11 protein-coding genes are annotated in these 16,794 nt (G+C 71.8%); 5 read left to right on the forward strand and 6 right to left on the reverse strand.

Going from position 1 to position 16,794, the window contains the following annotated elements; all coding sequences use genetic code 11:
- Positions 1 to 281: 281 nt before the first annotated feature.
- On the reverse strand, positions 282 to 2,438 hold the full coding sequence (uvrB, locus tag IG84_RS0132540; RefSeq protein ID WP_031065336.1) for an excinuclease ABC subunit UvrB: 2,157 nt from the start codon (positions 2,436 to 2,438) through the stop codon (positions 282 to 284).
- Positions 2,439 to 2,917: 479 nt separating this feature from the next.
- Here uvrB and IG84_RS0132545 point away from each other — a divergent pair, with 479 nt between their 5' ends.
- The 3 genes from IG84_RS0132545 (at position 2,918) to IG84_RS0132555 (ending at position 5,124) form a co-directional block, all read left to right on the forward strand.
- Positions 2,918 to 3,814: a glycerophosphodiester phosphodiesterase family protein gene (locus IG84_RS0132545; RefSeq protein WP_031065339.1), complete on the forward strand. Its 897-nt coding sequence runs from the start codon at positions 2,918 to 2,920 to the stop codon at positions 3,812 to 3,814.
- A 150-nt stretch (positions 3,815 to 3,964) separates the two neighbouring features.
- Complete coding sequence (locus tag IG84_RS0132550; RefSeq protein WP_031065342.1) at positions 3,965 to 4,471, forward strand: methylated-DNA--[protein]-cysteine S-methyltransferase; 507 nt, start codon at positions 3,965 to 3,967, stop codon at positions 4,469 to 4,471.
- 101 nt (positions 4,472 to 4,572) lie between these two features.
- Positions 4,573 to 5,124, forward strand: a complete 552-nt coding sequence (locus IG84_RS0132555) for a DUF1697 domain-containing protein (protein ID WP_031065346.1) — start codon at positions 4,573 to 4,575, stop codon at positions 5,122 to 5,124.
- Between the two features lie 20 nt (positions 5,125 to 5,144).
- Here the strand turns inward: IG84_RS0132555 and IG84_RS0132560 are convergent, their stop codons facing one another.
- The 5 genes from IG84_RS0132560 to IG84_RS0132580 form a co-directional block, all read right to left on the reverse strand.
- The gene (locus tag IG84_RS0132560; RefSeq protein WP_031065348.1) at positions 5,145 to 5,600 is read right to left on the reverse strand and encodes a type II toxin-antitoxin system PemK/MazF family toxin; all 456 of its coding nucleotides are present in this window, start codon (positions 5,598 to 5,600) and stop codon (positions 5,145 to 5,147) included.
- Between the two features lie 102 nt (positions 5,601 to 5,702).
- Positions 5,703 to 6,344 carry a nucleoside/nucleotide kinase family protein gene (locus IG84_RS0132565; protein WP_031065350.1) on the reverse strand — a complete coding sequence of 214 codons (642 nt, stop codon included), beginning with the start codon at positions 6,342 to 6,344 and terminating at the stop codon, positions 5,703 to 5,705.
- A gap of 245 nt (positions 6,345 to 6,589) precedes the next feature.
- Positions 6,590 to 8,479 (reverse strand): helicase-associated domain-containing protein, encoded by a 1,890-nt coding sequence (locus IG84_RS0132570; protein ID WP_031065353.1) that lies wholly within the window; start codon positions 8,477 to 8,479, stop codon positions 6,590 to 6,592.
- Between the two features lie 101 nt (positions 8,480 to 8,580).
- Positions 8,581 to 10,914, reverse strand: a complete 2,334-nt coding sequence (locus IG84_RS39360; protein WP_078649665.1) for an SWIM zinc finger family protein — start codon at positions 10,912 to 10,914, stop codon at positions 8,581 to 8,583.
- The gene (locus IG84_RS0132580) at positions 10,911 to 13,892 is read right to left on the reverse strand and encodes a DEAD/DEAH box helicase (protein WP_031065359.1); all 2,982 of its coding nucleotides are present in this window, start codon (positions 13,890 to 13,892) and stop codon (positions 10,911 to 10,913) included. Before IG84_RS0132580 ends, IG84_RS39360 begins: the two co-directional genes overlap by 4 nt.
- Positions 13,893 to 14,354: 462 nt before the next feature.
- Here IG84_RS0132580 and IG84_RS0132585 point away from each other — a divergent pair, with 462 nt between their 5' ends.
- Entirely contained in the window at positions 14,355 to 15,965 is a 1,611-nt protein-coding gene (locus tag IG84_RS0132585; protein ID WP_031065363.1) for a UvrD-helicase domain-containing protein, read from the forward strand.
- 305 nt (positions 15,966 to 16,270) lie between these two features.
- Positions 16,271 to 16,612 carry a DUF6343 family protein gene (locus tag IG84_RS42440; RefSeq protein ID WP_078649667.1) on the forward strand — a complete coding sequence of 114 codons (342 nt, stop codon included), beginning with the start codon at positions 16,271 to 16,273 and terminating at the stop codon, positions 16,610 to 16,612.
- The last annotated feature ends 182 nt before the right edge of the window (positions 16,613 to 16,794 follow it).

Here is a 16,794-nt window from a genome sequence, read left to right on the forward strand (position 1 = left end):
GAGGGGCCGGCGCCCCGGGATCTCCAACCGATCCGTGATGACGGGTACGCCGCAGGCGGGAATACTCCCCTCCGCACAAAAGAGCGTAAAGGAACGCCATGGAAAAGTAAAGAGTTAGGCAAAATGCCAGGTCACAGCGGTGTGACAGAGGGCGTGACAGGGCGGTCCGGTCTGTCCCCGGACGCGCCGGTGGACGCACGCGCTCAGCCCGTACGCCCACCGATTCCCCGCTGCCCCGTTTCCCGGCCTTCCCGATCCGGTTACTCCAATCGGGCCTCCCGTTACTTCAGCCCGGCCTCCCGCATCTGGCGCAGCTCCTTCTTCAGCTCGCTCACCTCGTCGCGCAGCCGGGCGGCGACCTCGAACTGGAGCTCCGCGGCGGCCGCCCGCATGCGGTCCGTCATCTCCTCGATCATCTCGGCCAGCTCGGCGGCGGGCCGGTCCGTCGGCACGCCGTCCCCGGCCTTGCCCTTCGCGCCCTTCTTGGCGCCCTTGCCGACCTTCTCGGCGGCGCCGCCCAGCGCCGGCACCGGCGCCTTGCCCTTGGCGTCCTTGCCGTCGGCCGCCTTGCGGTACCCCGTGCCCAGCAGCTCCTGCGTGTCGACGTCCTCGCGCGCGATCGTCGCGACGATGTCGTTGATCTTCTTGCGGAGCGGCTGCGGGTCGATGCCGTTCGCCTTGTTGTACGCGAGCTGCTTCTCACGGCGCCGGTTGGTCTCGTCGATGGCCTTCGCCATCGCCGGGGTGACCTTGTCCGCGTACATATGGACCTGGCCCGAGACGTTGCGTGCCGCACGGCCGATCGTCTGGATCAAGGACGTGCCCGACCGGAGGAAGCCCTCCTTGTCGGCGTCGAGGATCGCCACCAGGGAGACCTCGGGCAGGTCCAGGCCCTCCCGGAGGAGGTTGATGCCGACCAGCACGTCGTACTCGCCGGCCCGCAGTTCACGGAGCAGCTCCACCCGGCGCAGCGTGTCCACGTCACTGTGCAGATAGCGCACCTGGATGCCCAGCTCCAGGAAGTAGTCCGTGAGGTCCTCGGCCATCTTCTTGGTGAGGGTCGTGACCAGGACGCGCTCGTCCTTCTCGGTGCGCGTGCGGATCTCGTGGACCAGGTCGTCGATCTGCCCGTCGGTGGGCTTGACGACCACTTCCGGGTCGACGAGGCCGGTCGGGCGGATGATCTGCTCCACGTGGCCGTCGCCGCGCGAGAGCTCGTACGGCCCGGGGGTCGCGGAGAGGTAGACGGCCTGCCCGATGCGCTCCTGGAACTCCTCCCACTTCAGCGGCCGGTTGTCCAGCGCGGACGGCAGCCGGAAGCCGTGGTCGACCAGGGTCCGCTTCCGGGAGGCGTCGCCCTCGTACATCGCGCCGATCTGCGGCACCGTGACGTGCGACTCGTCGATGACCAGGAGGAAGTCCTCCGGGAAGTAGTCGAGGAGGGTGTTCGGCGCGGAGCCCCGCTCGCGGCCGTCGATGTGCAGCGAGTAGTTCTCGATGCCGGAGCACGTGCCGATCTGGCGCATCATCTCGATGTCGTACGTGGTCCGCATCCGCAGCCGCTGGGCCTCCAGCAGCTTGCCCTGCTTCTCCATCGTGGCGAGCTGCTCGGCGAGCTCGGCCTCGATGCCGGCGATCGCCTTCTCCATCCGCTCGGGGCCCGCCACATAGTGGCTCGCGGGGAAGACGTAGAGCTGCTGGTCGTCGCTGATGACCTCGCCGGTCAGCGGGTGGAGGGTCGACAGCGCCTCGATCTCGTCGCCGAACATCTCGATGCGGACGGCCAGCTCTTCGTAGACCGGGAAGATCTCGATGGTGTCGCCGCGCACCCGGAAGGTGCCGCGGGTGAACGCCACGTCGTTGCGCGTGTACTGGATGTCCACGAAGCGGCGCAGGAGCTGGTCGCGGTCGATCTCCTCGCCGACCTTCAGGGGCACCATCCGGTCGACGTACTCCTGGGGCGTGCCCAGGCCGTAGATGCAGGACACGGAGGAGACCACGATCACGTCCCGCCGGGTGAGCAGCGAATTGGTCGCGGAGTGGCGCAGCCGCTCGACCTCTTCGTTGATCGAGGAGTCCTTCTCGATGTACGTGTCGGACTGCGGGACGTACGCCTCGGGCTGGTAGTAGTCGTAGTACGAGACGAAGTACTCGACGGCGTTGTTCGGCAGCAGCTCGCGGAATTCGTTGGCGAGCTGGGCCGCGAGGGTCTTGTTCGGCGCCATGACGAGGGTCGGGCGCTGCAGCTTCTCGATCATCCACGCGGTCGTCGCCGACTTGCCGGTGCCGGTCGCGCCCAGCAGGACGACGTCCTTCTCACCGCCTCGGATGCGCTGCTCGAGCTCGGCGATGGCCGCCGGCTGGTCACCGCTGGGCTGGTACGGGCTGACGACCTCGAAAGGCGCCACCGTGCGTTCGATCTGGGAAACGGGCCGCATGGAACCCACCGTACGACCCACCACTGACAACCGGCGTCCATAACGCCGGCGCCGACGCCGCGGAAGCGACCGCACACCCGCCGTCACGAGGCACTTTCCGCTTCAGCATGCCCTTCCGGCCCGTGCGGCCCCGACGGTCGCCGGCTCCCCGGGGCTCCCTCTGGCCGCACCTCCGGCGCCCATGTGTGGTGGCGCAACGGCACGCAAGAGGTGAACCAGCCAAAGCCGCCCGTCGCCCAAAAGGCGACGATCTGCCACCAGGCGCCCTTGAACAGCGGTCAAGCGCAGGTTTCCCCGGCCTCGGCCGGGACCTCCGTTGCGCGATCACGCCGTCCGCATCGTCCCCGTACGGTCCCAAACCCGGGACACACGACACTTCTCGTTCAATTTATGTCCATCCCTGACCTATCTTCCAGTACACCGCCGCTGGGAACCTGCCGCCGACCGCCCCCCACAGACGTCGAATCCGAGGAGTCCGTATGCACATTCGGCCTGCCGCCGCCACTGCCGGCGCGCTCGTGGGGCTGACGGCGTTCTGCCTCCCCGCTGCCGCCGCCCAGGCCGCGGACCACCCGCACAGACCGGTCACCGTCGCGCACAGAGGAGCCTCGGCCTACGCCCCCGAGAACACCGTCGCCGCAGTCGACGCCGCGCACCGTATGGGCGTCGCCTGGGTGGAGAACGACGTCCAGCGAACCAAGGACGGCAAGTTGATCGTCATGCACGACACGACGCTCAACCGCACGACCAACGTCGAGGAGCTGTACCCCGACCGGGCTCCGTGGAAGATCTCCGACTTCACCCTCGGTGAGATCGAGAAGCTGGACGCGGGCAGCTGGTTCGACGCGAAGTTCAAGGGCGAGCGGGTCCCCACGCTCGAGCGCTACATGGACGCGGTCAGCCACAACGACCAGAAACTGCTGATGGAGCTGAAGTCACCCGAGCTCTACCCGGGCATCGAGGCGCAGATCCTGCGGCAGCTGAAGGAGGAGGGCTGGCTGGACCGCCAGCACGTGAAGCACCGGCTGGTCCTCCAGAGCTTCAACGGCGACTCGGTCAAGAAGGTGCACGAACTCCGCCCGGCCCTCAAGACGGGCTTCCTTGGGACGCCGGCCATCGCCGACCTGCCCAAGTACGCGAAGTTCACGGACCAGATCAATCCCAGCTACAAGACGATCGACATGGCGTACGTCTCGGCCGTGCACGCGTTCCAGGGCGCGCACGGACGCCCGCTGGAGGTCTACACCTGGACCGTCAACGACGCGCCCACGGCCAAGAAGGTCGCGAGCTGGGGCGTCGACGGCATCATCACCAACGCCCCGGACGTCGTGAGGAACGCCCTGAAGGACTCCGGGTTCCTGGTCCCGGCCGCGTAACCCACCGCACCTCGGCGGTGCTCACGGCTTCTCCGGCTTCTTTCCACGGCGATTGTCAGTGGGGAGTTCTAGGCTGAAGCCGTGACCATTTCCGAGGACCGGACGATTCCCGAGGAGCGCGAGAGGCCGCCGCGCGACTGGGCCTGGCGCATGCTGGACACCCCCATCGGCCCGCTCCTGCTCGCGGGCACCGACGCCGGCCTGGCCCTGGTCGTCTTCCACGCTGACGACAGGGCCCGGACCAGGTCGCTCGCCCGGCTGCGCGGCGCGTTCGGCACCGAGCCGGTCGCCTCGATACCGGCGGTGGAAGCGGCCGCCGCGGAGCTCGTCGCGTACTTCGCCGGTGAGCTGCGGGACTTCACGGTGCCGCTGGACTGGTCGCTGTCCTCAGGATTCAACGAGCGGGTGCTGCGCGAGCTGGCAGCCCGCGTGCCGTACGGCACGGTCGTCGGCTATCAGGACCTGGCCGACCGGGTCGGCGAGCCGGGCGCCGCCCGCGCGGTCGGCGCCGCCATGGGCTCCAATCCGCTGCCGGTCGTCGTGCCGTGCCACCGCGTCGTCGAGAGCGGTGGCGGACTCGGCGGCTTCGGCGGCGGCCTGGAGACCAAGCGGCAGCTCCTGGCCCTGGAAGGAGTGCTGCCGCAGCCGCTCTTCTGACCGACCGGGAGAGGCCGCTCCGCTGACCGGAGAGGCGGCCGCTCCGTGCCGTGCCGCTCCTTCTCCGCTGCGCCTGCCCTGCCCTGCGAAAGGTCCCGCTCATGTCCCGTCAGGTCGCCCTGCTCCGCGGCATCAACGTCGGAGGGCACCACAGGTTCCCCGTGGCGCAGCAGCGCGAACTGATGGCGGAGCTGGGCTTCCAGGACGTCACCGTCCTCCTCCAGACCGGCAACATCGTCTTCGCCGACCCCGGTGTCCCTCCGGAGGAGACCGCGCGCGCCCTGGAGGCCGGTTTCGCGGCCGCGCTGGGCTTCTCCGTACCGGTCATGGTCCGCACCCGCGACGACATCGCCGCCACCGTCGCGGCCAACCCGTTCCCGGAGGCGGTGGCGGAGCCCAAGACGCTGCACGTCACGTTCCTGTCGGAGCCGCCCGCCGACACGGCCCCGCTGGACGCCCTGGACCCGGCCGGGTACGCGCCCGACACCTTCCGGCTGCTCGGCCGCGAGCTGTACCTCTGGTGCCCGGAGGGCGTCGGGCGTTCGAGGCTGGCCGCGGCCGTCACCGCGGCGAGCCTCAAGCTGGGCGTCACGGCCACCGCCCGCAACTGGAACACCGTCAACAAGATCCTGGCCGTGGCCGACGGCGGGTGACACCCCGGTGTGCGCACGGTTCAGCGCCAGCCGTAACGCTCCCGCAGCCGGTTCACGACCAGGTTGAAGCGGCCCCGGTCCAGCGCGCAGGCTTCCCGCCGCATCCCGTCCGGGTGCACCCTCAGCACCCGGTCGAGGGCGATCCACGAAGGGCGTCCGGCACGGTCCCAGGGCCCGGAGCCGATCGCCACCCATTCCCGGTCGTCGTGCCGCTTGCTGGAGAGCTGCACGGCGAGCAGCGTGCCCGTCCGCTCGCGGGCGACGACCAGCACGGGCCGGTCCTTGCCGCGCCCGTCGTTCTCCTCGTACGGCACCCAGGTCCACACGATCTCGCCCGGGTCCGGGTCACCGTCGGGGTCCGGCGCGTACACCGTCCGGACCGCGCCGACCGTCCGCGGCCGCGCCTCCACGGTCGCCGTCGCTCCGGTGCTGCCCGGCAGCGCCGCCCCCCGTTCGCCCACTTCGTCGATTGCCATGGCTTCACGGTAACCGTCGCAACGGGCAGTGGATCATGGGCTGATGAGGGAAAGCCCACGTGCTGCCGCATCGGCCGAACGCTCAGACGCCGCCTTACCGGCCTACCGGCCGATACCGCTCCACGCCGGGCGGCGCGGATCGTCGGCCCGTACGACGACGTCGGCCGCCTCCCTGGGCCCCACCTCCGCCTCGTACCGCGCGAACGCCGGCAACGTCCACCGCTCGCCCGTCTCCGTGCGCCGTTCCAGCGCGCCCGGCGACAGCCCGAGGTGCACGGTCAGGTCGAACGGGAACCACTGCCCGAGCAGCAGCGGCCCGTGCAGGATCAGCACGCCGCCGGGCGGCAGCCCGACATACGGGCTGCGCGTCGCCCGGTCCCGCTCCGGGTCCCACAGGTCCGGGAGCACCCGGCCACTGCCCCCGGCCTCCAGCGGGTTGAACACCTCCCGCCACAGCGCCTGCCGGTCGAACCACTCGTCGTAGTACGCGTCCGGGTCGTGCCGCCCGTACTCCAGACGCAGCGATGCCGGCCGCAGGAAGCCGTAGGCGCCGCTCTTCTGTACGAAACGGCCGCGCAGCCGCAGCGCTTCGGCGAGCTGCCCGGCCAGCTCCCCGGGGCGCGCTGCGGGGGCCGCGTCGATGCCCACCCGCAGCCAGGGCCTGCCGTCCTGCGCCGTCAGGCCCGCCACCTCCTCGGCGAGCGCATCGGTCAGCCGTTCCCAGGTGATCGCTTCGAGCCGCACGCCGTCATTCTGCCGCCGCGGCGCCTCGTACGTCACTGACCCCCTGACCTGCGCGATCCGTGCAGCATCGCCCTCTCGGCTCCTTACGTGGGCCGAGAGGGGCCCGCCGCATGGCCCGAGAGGGGCCCGCCCCTGCCCATCGTTGACCTCCGGCGCCGTGTAGTTGATCATGAAGCGGGAGGCTCTCCGGCCGCACGGACAGCCGGCCGGCGGGCTTCCTCCCTTCAGCCCTCCAGGAGACGCCTTCAGCCGTTCAGGAGGCGCCGGGCCAGGGCAAGGTGATCGGTGGGCTTCCGGAGCGGCGCCTGGCTGCGGTGCGCGGCCGTGCGCTCGACTACGGTCGTACCGGTCTCCGCTTCGAGAGCCGGCGCGTAACCGGCCGCACGCAGGGCGTCCAGGGTGGGCCCCGGCTCCTGCGCACCGACGAGCACGGTCGGCGCGATCGCCCGCAGCCCGAGGTCACGCAGCGCCCGGTGGGCGATCAGCTCCTGGACGAGCGCGGCGTCGTCGGAACGGATGCAGCAGCCGGCGCGCACGACCCGTATGCGCCCGTGCGTACGCGCCGTGTCCTTGATCAGGTACGTCAGCGGATGCGGCAGCGGCCCCGTGGCGGACGCCGCGGTGAGGTCGTCGATCAGTGCGTCGGCGGTGCGGCCCGCGTCCAGTGCCCGGCGGATGGAGGCGCCGCTGAACCGCCAGGCGGTGGCGCTGTCGTCGGACTCGCGGTCGGCGGCGAGCGCGAGCAGCGCGGACAGCCCGGCGGAGGGCGGCCCCGGCACGATGGCCGTCAGATCGCCTTGGAACAGGGCCTGTTCGAGCGGCGGAGGAAGCAACGTACACAGTGCCGCGCGCAACGGGGCGGGATCGGCTGCCGTCTCCGCACGAAGGAGGGCCCGGCCGACGGGCGTGAGCGTCCCGTAGGCGACGAGGCCCAGGAAGACGGCCTCGTCGAGCGTGTGGGCGGCACGTTCGAGGATCATCGGCTCGTCGGCGACGGCCAGCGGACGGTGCCACCCGGCGACCGCCACCAGGGGCCGCAGCGCCTCCAGCGACGACGCGTCCGGGGCCGGGATCGGGACGCCGGGGCCGGGCGCGGCACCGCTCTCGCTACCGGCGCCCGAACCGGTACCCGTGTCCGTGCTGGTGGCGAGGGCGGCGAGCAGGCCGTGCCGGAGGGCGGGCGCGCGCCGGTCGTCGCCGCGCTCCAGGGCCGTCGGGGTCTCCCCGAACGGCGTCCACGTCGCGATCGCCCAGTGCCGCGCCCACGCGGTGAGGACCGGCAGCAGCCGCTCACCGGGCGGCAGCGCGAGCCAGTCGTCGTACGCGCTCGTGGGCAGCGCGACGGTGCCGCTGGGCGTGCGGCTCAGGGCGATCAGATCGGCCGCGAGCGCGAGGTCGAGCAGGAGCCGGGTACGTGGCTCGGAGGTGCCGGCCGCCTTCGCCAGCCGCCTGATCTCGCGTACGGCGGGCCCGCCGGACCTGCGCAGTGCCGCGGGCTGTACCGCCAGCGCGGCGAGCAGCCGCTCCAGGGCCCCGGCGAGCGCGGCGGCCGCCGCCTGCGACTCGGCCGCCAGCGCCCGCTCCTCGACCGGTCCTGACGCGGCCGCCAGAGACACCGGCGAGGGCTCGGGCTCGAACGCCCCGAAATCGTGACCGCCGATCAGCTGCGCCGTACGCGGCGGTACGACGATCCGGCCGCCCTCCGTCGGCGCGGCGAGCCCCGCCTCGTACAGCGCCTCCAACGCCGTCCCGACAGCCTCCCGGTCACCATCGAACGCCGCGTACACGTCCGCCTCCGGCACCGGCTCCGCCGCCAGGTCCGGAAAGGCCAGGCTGTGGGCCATGAGGGACTGGTAGCCGGCGCCCGGATCGGGGGCGGCCGGCCCGTGCGCGGCCTCCCGGGCGCGCCCCTGGCTGAGCCGCGCGGTCGCGGCCAGCACCTGGAGGCACGGCCGGCCGAGCCCCAGCACTACTTGGTGCAGCGTTTCGTACGACCACAAGGAGGCGGCCAGTTCACGGAGCCGGGCCGGCGCAGGGCGGCGCGAGAGCGGCTCGGCGTGCCGGGCGAGGAGCGCGGCGAGCTGTTCGGGCGTGCGCCGCGCCAGAGCGTGGGTGAGTGTGTCGAGACCTTCCACGGGGTGACTCTCTTCGGTCGTCTCTTCGTCGTCTCTTCAGTCGCGTCAGTCGTCTGCTCGGCCGTCCGGTTGGCCGTCCGGTTGGCCGTCTGCTCAGTCGTCTACTCCGTCGCGAGCAGCGGAGTGAGAGCGCCCACGGCGTCGGCGTCGGCGCGTCCGGTGGGCCACCAGTCCTCCGCCCCGGGGTCGGATTCGTACGGATACCAGCGGCCGTCGCGGCCGAAGCGCAGCTGTATGCCGCGGCCGGCGTCCGTGAGGTGGTTGTGCCGGGGCCGCAGCGAGGGCAGGTCGGCGGCCGAGAGGGCACTGCGGGCGCGGTCGAAGTCACCGGCCGGCGGGTCCCACGTCGTCTCCAGAAGGCGGAGACCTTCCGGTCCGCCCTGCCGCCAAGCGGCCACGGCGCGCGCGACGTCGTTCACCGGGCGGTTGGTGGCCTCGGCGACGCTGCGGTAGATCTCCCTCGTGCTGGCGGTCAGCCCCGAGGTCGGGTGCGCCCCGGCGACCAGCCGGATCGCGTCCTCCCAGATGGTACGGGCGGGGAACGGCGAGGCCCCGGCCTCGGTGAACGCTTCACGATGTGGGGCGGGTACTGCCAGGGCGTCGGCCAGGCAGGCGCGGGCCCGGGCGGCGGCATCGGCGGCCAGCAGTTCGATGGCGGCCGGGTCGATGGCCGGGTCGTCGGCCGTCGGCAGTACCAGGGGCCGCCCGGGGTGGGCCGGGAGGGGCAGCGGTGGCGGCAGCGTCGGAAGGTCCCGTACCTGGAGGGCTGCGCGGGCCGGTACTCCGGGGAGCGCCGCGCGGGTCGCCCGTTCGGAGTGGGCGCTGTGGGTGGCGTTGCGCCGCGAGAGGTCGTCGAGCAGCTCCCGCTCGCCGCGTCCGCGCAGGAGGAGCAGCACGAACGGGTCGGCGTCCAGCAGGCGGGCGGCCTGGAAGCAGAGCGCCGCGGCATGCTTGCACGGATGCCCGCGGTCGGGACACGAACAACGCGGTACGAGATCCCCGGGGCCCGGGAGCAGCCGCACGCCCGCCTCGTCCTGCCGCTCGGCCAGGGCCCGCGGCACCGTCCTGCCCAGCAGGGCCGCCAGGTGGGCGGGGCGGGCGGCGATACCGTCGAGGAAGGCTTCCCACGCCGCGTCCGTGAAGGGCCGCAACCGGAGCTCGGCCCGGTAGGGATACGGTCGGCTGCCCGTCACCGGCGCGGAGATACGGCCCGGGGCAACGGTGATCCGGCCGACGTGCCCGCCACTCGCGTAGTCCCGGCCGCGCGCGAGCCGCGCCGTGTCGAGCGCCGTGCTCTCCAGCGCGTCGAGCCACGCCCGTCCCCACCAGGTCTCGGCGAACTCCGTACCGTCACCGCCACCGGCCGCCACCGCGGGGAACACCCGGGCCCGCCCCGCCGCACGACTGGCCGCCTCGGGTCCGTCACCCGGTACGCGCGCCGCGCTCCCAGTACTGCCTTCGCCGGGGCCACCGTGCGCGCCGTTCAGCGCGTCCCCCAGGCTCCGAAGCCCTTGCCCCGAACGGTCCGGCGGGGTGGACCGCTCGACGGCATCCGACCTGCTGCCGGCGCGCACCTCACCGACGCGCTTCGTGCCGGCGGGCTTGCTGCCAGCGGTCTTCTCGGCTTCCCGCGCCTCCCCGGGGCGCGCCTTCTCCTCACCGGGGCGGGTCTTCTCCTCCCCCGCGCGTGCTACTGCTTGGCGAGCCCGCTCCGCAGCCGCACTCCGGCGCACAGTCCCCTGGCCCACGCCCTCGTTGGCCGCCCCCGCGCCGTCGTCCGTCACCGGGGACGCCTGCACCGGAGACGCCTGTCCCTGGGGCGCCCTCTTCTGGACCGGCTGCTTCTGGGACGCCCGCACCCGGGCGCGCCTCGCTTCTCCGGCCGCCCGCTTCAACGCCTGCCGGGCCCGCTCCGCCCCCTGGCTCCGGCCTTCCTCGCCGTCACCGGTCGCGCCCGCCGACGGGCCGTTGTCCGGCGCCGCGTCAGCCGACTGCGATTCCGGCTCTCGGGGCTCTTCCGGCTCACGCACGGCGCGCCCGGGCCCCTGCCCCGTACGCCGCACAGCCTGCCGCGCACGTTCGGCCGCCTCGCTCCGCCGCCCGGTTCCGGCCCCGGCCCCGGGCCCCTCAGCATCGGCAGCCCGCTCAAAGCCGCCACGCACATCCCCGTCCGCATCCGGGACCGCGTCCGCGCCGCGTCCGGCCCCGTCCGCCGCACGCGCCGCGTCCCCCAGCGCATTCTCGGTGTCCCGGTCACGGTTCGCCTCCGCGGCGGCCTCACGCGCCCGCGCAATGGCCCGGCCGCGCTCCAACTCCCGCCGGACCCGCTCCAGTCCCTCGCTCGTGGCCGCCGTCCCCTGCTCCTCGTCATCCCGGCCGGGCTGGTCGTTCTGCTCGTTCGGGTGGTGCCCATCGTGCTGCTCACGGCTGCTCATGCCGACCTCCTCAGCGTGACGAGGTCGGACAGTTCCGCGTCCGTGAGTTCGGTCAGGGCCGCCTCGCCCCCGGTGAGCACGGCCTCGGCCAAGGAACGCTTGGCGGCGAGCAGTTCGGCGATCCGGTCCTCCACCGTCCCCTCCGTGACGAGTCGGTGCACCTGGACGGGCTGCGTCTGGCCGATCCGGTAGGCCCGGTCGGTCGCCTGCTCCTCCACGGCCGGATTCCACCAGCGGTCGTAATGGATCACATGGCCGGCGCGAGTGAGGTTCAGCCCCGTACCCGCCGCCTTCAACGACAGCAGGAACACCGGGACTTCGCCCGCCTGGAAACGGTCGACCATCGCCTCCCGCTGCGCAACCGGTGTTCCGCCGTGCAGCAGCTGAGTGGGTACTCCGCGGGCCCTGAGGTGCTCCTCGAGAAGGCGCGCCATCTCCACGTACTGCGTGAAGACCAGCGCCGCGCCGTCCTCCGCGAGGATCGTGTCCAGCAGTTCGTCGAGCAGTTCGAGCTTCCCGGAGCGCGCGGTGAGGCCGGGCGCGGCCTCCTTGAGGTACTGCGCCGGGTGGTTGCAGATCTGTTTGAGCACCGTGAGCAGCTTCATCACCAGACCGCGGCGCGCCATGCCGTCAGCCGCCTCGATACGGGCGAGCGTCTCGCGGACGGCCGCTTCGTACAGCGCCACCTGCTCGCGGCCGAGCGGCACCGGGTGGTCGGTCTCCGTCTTCGGGGGCAGCTCGGGGGCGATGCCGGGGTCGGACTTCTTCCGCCGCAGGATGAACGGCCGTACGAGCCGCGCGAGGCGTTCCGCGGCGCCGGGCACCTCACCGCCTTCGATGTCGCGGGCGTGCAGGGCCCGGAACGTCTTGAGCGGCCCGAGCAGTCCGGGTGTCGTCCAGTCGAGCAGGGCCCACAGCTCGGAGAGGTTGTTCTCCACGGGGGTGCCGGTGAGGGCGACCCGCGCGGGCGCCTTGATCGTGCGCAGCGCCTTGGCCGTGGTGGACTGCGGATTCTTCACATGCTGCGCCTCGTCGGCGACGACCAGCCCCCAGGAGCACTCGGCCAGCCTCTTGGGGCTGCTGCGCATCGTGCCGTACGTGGTGAGGACGAAGCCGCCCTTCAGGTCCTCCAGACTGCGGCCGGTTCCGTGGAAGCGCCGCACGGGGACGCCGGGGGCGAACCGCTCGATCTCCCGCTGCCAGTTCCCGAGCAGCGAGGCCGGGCAGACCACGAGGGTGGGGTCGGGGTGGTCGCGGTGGAGGTGCAGCGCGATGGTGGTGACGGTCTTGCCCAGGCCCATGTCGTCGGCGAGGCAGCCGCCGAGCCCGAGTGCCGTCATACGGTCCAGCCAGGCCAGGCCGCGGAGCTGGTAGTCCCGGAGGGTGGCGTGGAGACCTGCGGGCTTCTCCAGGGGCGCGGCGTCGGCGGTGAGGCGTGCCCGGAGATGGGCGAGCGCTCCGAGCGGTACCACCTCGACGCGCTCCCCCTCCACCTCGGTCTCACCGGCGAGCGTCACGGCGAGCGCCTCTGTGGGATCGAGGTATCCCAGCTCCCTCTTGCGGGCTTTGCGTACGAGGGCGGGGTCCACGAGCACCCACTGGTCGCGCAGCCGCACGAGGGGGCGATGCGCCTCTGCCAGGACGTTCATCTCCGCGTCGCTCAACGGGGAACCGCCGAGCGCCATCTGCCATTCGAAGCGCAGCAGTCGCTCGGCATCGAAGAAGCCGAACCCGTCCGCCGCAGAACCGGGCGCCGGCCGCACGACAGCGGTGCTGGTCAGCCCCCGGGACAGCTCCTTCGGCCAGTGGACGGCGACTCCCGCTGCCTTCAGGCGCGGCGCGGCATCACCCAGCAGCTCGTACAGCTCTTCTTCGTCGAGCGGCAGGACATCGGGGACGGGGTGGTCCAGCAATCGGCCGAGCGGCGGCCAGACGCGGGCCGCCCTGCGCAACGCGAGCAGCGCGTCCACCTGCGCGCGCGGCCCGAAGCCGTCGGGCGCCTCCCCGTCCCACAGCTCCCGCGCGTCCGCGACGAGCGTCGGGTCGGTGAGATGGCTGACCTGCAGAACCGCTGCCGCGACTCCTGCCCTGCCACCGGCCCCGTACTCGTCCGTACTGCCGTGCGCCGTCTCCTCTGCCGCCTCCGGCTCCTCTCCTGCCTCCCTCTCCGTCTCCTCCGCCGAGATGTCGAACAGCTCGTGTGCCGACAGGTCCAGCCGCAGCGAGATCCGTACACCGCTGTCCACGCCCGCCGCGACCTCTGCCGCCCAGTCCCGCGCGCCGGGCAACCGCTGCGGAACGGCCGCGGCGAACGGGGCGCCCGCCACATGCACCGCAGCCGGCGTGCGTGGCAGGACATCGACGACCGCGTCGATGAAGGCGCGCACCAGGGCGTTCGGCGCATGCAACTGGAGGGGCTTGCTGCCCGGCACGGGGACGGCATGCGCCTCGGCGGGCATGGCAGCGGCGATCGCCCGCAGCTGCGCGGCATCCTCGGCGTCCAGCGGCCCGGCGCGCCAGGCGTCCGCGTCGTCAGCGGTGAGCCCCGGAAGCATGCGGCCACGCGCCACCAGGTGCAGCGCCTGCCAGGCGGCCGCACCCCAGCACGCGGTGGCCGGATGCGCCGTCGGGTCATGGCGGGCGCGGACGAGGAGCGGTACGGCCTCAGCGACGGTCAGTTCGAGCGCGGGAACCGTACGGCTGCGGACGGAGTTCCCGTGCCGCCGCACGACCTTCAGCTCCGTGGCTTCCGCCGCTCCCGGGGGCTCGGGCAGCGGCTCGCCCTGCGGACTCCAGAAGGCGATCTTCCCGGCACGCGGCAGCTCGGCCGGCAGAAACACCGCCGCGTGCCGGATCACACCATCCGACGCCGCGGCCGGGCTCGGACGACCGTCGGGGAACGGCCCGGTCGGCGCGGCGCCGGTCGACCGGGCCCGCCCGGTCGCATCCCGCGCGCTCATCTCCCGCCGTCTCGCCATGCCGTTCCGTTCGTGTCGTACTCCGACCCGTGAGTCTACGGTCGCCTCCATCAGCTCCCCCTCCCGTCCCGGCGCGGCCACTGCCGCGGAGCCGCGACCCTGCGTGAAAACCATGGAAGCAGACGGCACTGACAATCCCGCCGGAACGATCACCGAGCCAGTTATCCACAGGAAAAACCGCTGGTCAAAAATCTTTAGCCCGCCGACCCCAGCGATCCGCTACGGTTCAACCGCCAGTAACTCAACGTAACTTTCGGTGTGTGCTGAGCAAGCCGCCGAGCGATCCCCGGCCTTACCGAAGCCCGCAGTCCAAGGCGGTCCAAAACAGTCCGAGGCAGCCCACAGGAGATCCCCATGACCGACCAGCTCCCCTCACTCACCACCCCACCACCAACATCCGCCACCCCTTCCACGCACAGACGCGCTCCTCACACACCACGCACCCGAAGCCGCCCACCCGACATGCACCACCGTGACGGCCCGGACGGGCCCACGCCTCGTACTCCGCACTCCCCCACCTCCGAGCAACTGGCCGCCGCCGACGCCTTCCATGCGGGCGACCACCTCGTGCTCCAGGCCGGCGCGGGAACGGGCAAGACGACGACCTTGGCGATACTGGCCCGCAGCACGCGCCGGCCCGGGCGCTACCTCGCGTTCAACAAAGCCATCGCGCAGGACGCCACCCGGCGCTTCCCCGCGCACGTGACGTGCAGTACGGCCCATTCCCTGGCGTACGCGGCCGTGGGCCACCGGTTCCAGCGGCGGATGAACGCACCCCGACAGGCAGGCTGGCGGACCGGCTCCGCCCTGGGCATCGACACCGGCTTCCGGCTGCGTATCGGTACGCGAACGGTGAGCAGCAAGGCTCTTTCGTACACCGTCCTGCGCACCGTCACCGAGTTCTGTCGCTCGGCCGACCCAGTACTGAACGCTGCCCATGTGCCTCGCCTGCGCGGCGCCGAGTCCGACGCATTGCACGGGCAGCTGGCGCAGGCCGTCCTTCCCTACGCCCGCAAGGCCTGGGCCGACCTTCAGGACCCCGACCGTGGCGCCGTCCGCTTCGAGCACGATCATTACCTCAAGATGTGGGCACTGAGCGCACCGGTCATCCGGGCCGACTTCCTGCTCCTCGACGAAGCCCAGGACACCAACCCCGTGGTCGAGCAGGTCTTCAGCGCCCAGCGTGCGCACGCCCAACTGGTGCTCGTCGGTGACTCGGCGCAGGCGATCTACGGCTGGCGGGGCGCACGCGACGTGATGACCGGCTTCCGCGGCAGACAGCTCACGCTCTCCCAGTCGTTCCGGTTCGGGCCTGCGCTCGCGGCAGCGGCAAATCGATGGCTGGCGATTGTCGACGCCCCTGTCCGGCTCATCGGCTCGCCACTGCTCGACACCGAACTTGGGCCCGTTCCGCGCCCCGATGCCGTGCTCTGCCGGTCCAATGCGGGCGCGATGGCGGAAGTCATAAGGCTGCTGTCGGACGGGCGCAGAGTTGCCCTGGCCGGTGGCGGCGACTCCCTGACAGCCCTGGCCCGGGCCGCGTACGAGCTCCAGCGCGGCAGCCGGACCGCCCACCCCGAGCTGACCCTCTTCGAATCCTGGGAGGAGCTGCGGGAGTACGCGACCGCCGACCCGTCCGGCCGAGACCTCCTGCCGCTCGTGGAACTCCTCGACGAACACAGCGCGGAGAGCGTGCTCCGCGCGCTGGGATGCCTCTCAAGCGAGGACAGAGCTGAGCTCACAGTATCCACCGCCCATCGGGCGAAAGGCCGTGAGTGGTCGAGCGTGCGCATCGCGGCCGACTTCACGGAGCCGGACGAGCTGGAGGAGACCGGCGAGGACGGAGAACCACTGCCGGGCCCCGTCGACCTCGATGAGGCGCGGCTGGCCTATGTGGCGATCACCCGGGCGAGGAAGCGACTCGATCTGGGCGGACTGTCATGGATCAACAGCCACCCGGCCGGGGATGCGCTCACGCATGCCCATGCCCCACGGACGGTAACGACACAGCCGCCGGGGTTCGCCTCTCCTCGAGCCGCCCAAAGTTATCCACAGGCTGGCCAGGGGGCGTGACGTACGGCCGGAACCGGAGGATCCTTAAGGAAGAGAAAGCCGCTCGGTCAGGCAAGAAGCCCAGGTCAGCACGCAATGGCGTAACGCGCCCGACGGCCCCGCCGGCACCCGCGCGGAGCCCAGCACCCCATCAACATCGAAGCGTCCGGAGGCAAACAGGAGACGGACACAAAACAGCCAAAGACAAGAAACAGAGAGTGACAGGCACGCCGACGACGGCGCGCACCAGACTTCCGAACTTTCACTTCCGGAGTTCCACTTCCGAACGTCCGATGAGCCAAGGCGGGGATGCGTGGTGAGTGGTGATGCGTACGGGCAATGAGCCCTTGGAGGCACGGAGTCTGCTGAAAACACGGCGCGCTCTGGCCCTGTGGGGACTGATATGGGCGGCGTTCGGCGTGGCCGTCTTCATGGTGGTCGGCCGTCCCGGCTGGGCCGCCGGCTGTGCGCTCGTGGCGGCACTGGCTGCGACGGACCTCGCGATCGTATGCCGCCACATACGTCAGGGGCCCCACTACCAGCCTGGGGAGGACGTGCCACCGTACGAGCCGGACAGCGGCCGCAACGAGTTCACCGCCAGGCGACGCGGTGGAGCGGGGCCGAGCATGGGGCCTGACCGGGGCCCAGAGGGGCGCGGGCGACTTTGATGAGCCGCCGATGCGCAAGCAGGCGCCTCGGTGGAGAATCCCCTCGCTGAGCAGACCTCTCGTCGAGTAGACCCCTCGGTGAGCGGATCTCTCGGTGAGCAGACGCCTCGGTGAGCAGACGCCTTGGTGAGGGACAAGCGAAGACAAGAAATCGGGGAGGAGGGGTGGGGGTGGGGGGGGAG

Origin of the sequence: Streptomyces ochraceiscleroticus (assembly GCF_000720485.1) — a bacterium.
In the GTDB taxonomy this organism is placed as follows: domain Bacteria; phylum Actinomycetota; class Actinomycetes; order Streptomycetales; family Streptomycetaceae; genus Streptomyces; species Streptomyces ochraceiscleroticus.

Bases quoted from the DNA above. Each gene is read 5' to 3' on its own strand.
- uvrB (WP_031065336.1), bottom strand. From the start codon at position 2,438: ATGCGGCCCGTTTCCCAGATCGAACGCACGGTGGCGCCTTTCGAGGTC.
- IG84_RS0132545 (WP_031065339.1), top strand. From the start codon at position 2,918: ATGCACATTCGGCCTGCCGCCGCCACTGCCGGCGCGCTCGTGGGGCTG.
- IG84_RS0132550 (WP_031065342.1), top strand. From the start codon at position 3,965: ATGCTGGACACCCCCATCGGCCCGCTCCTGCTCGCGGGCACCGACGCC.
- IG84_RS0132555 (WP_031065346.1), top strand. From the start codon at position 4,573: ATGTCCCGTCAGGTCGCCCTGCTCCGCGGCATCAACGTCGGAGGGCAC.
- IG84_RS0132560 (WP_031065348.1), bottom strand. From the start codon at position 5,600: ATGGCAATCGACGAAGTGGGCGAACGGGGGGCGGCGCTGCCGGGCAGC.
- IG84_RS39360 (WP_078649665.1), bottom strand. From the start codon at position 10,914: ATGAGCAGCCGTGAGCAGCACGATGGGCACCACCCGAACGAGCAGAAC.
- IG84_RS0132580 (WP_031065359.1), bottom strand. From the start codon at position 13,892: ATGGCGAGACGGCGGGAGATGAGCGCGCGGGATGCGACCGGGCGGGCC.
- IG84_RS0132585 (WP_031065363.1), top strand. From the start codon at position 14,355: ATGCACCACCGTGACGGCCCGGACGGGCCCACGCCTCGTACTCCGCAC.
- IG84_RS42440 (WP_078649667.1), top strand. From the start codon at position 16,271: ATGCGTACGGGCAATGAGCCCTTGGAGGCACGGAGTCTGCTGAAAACA.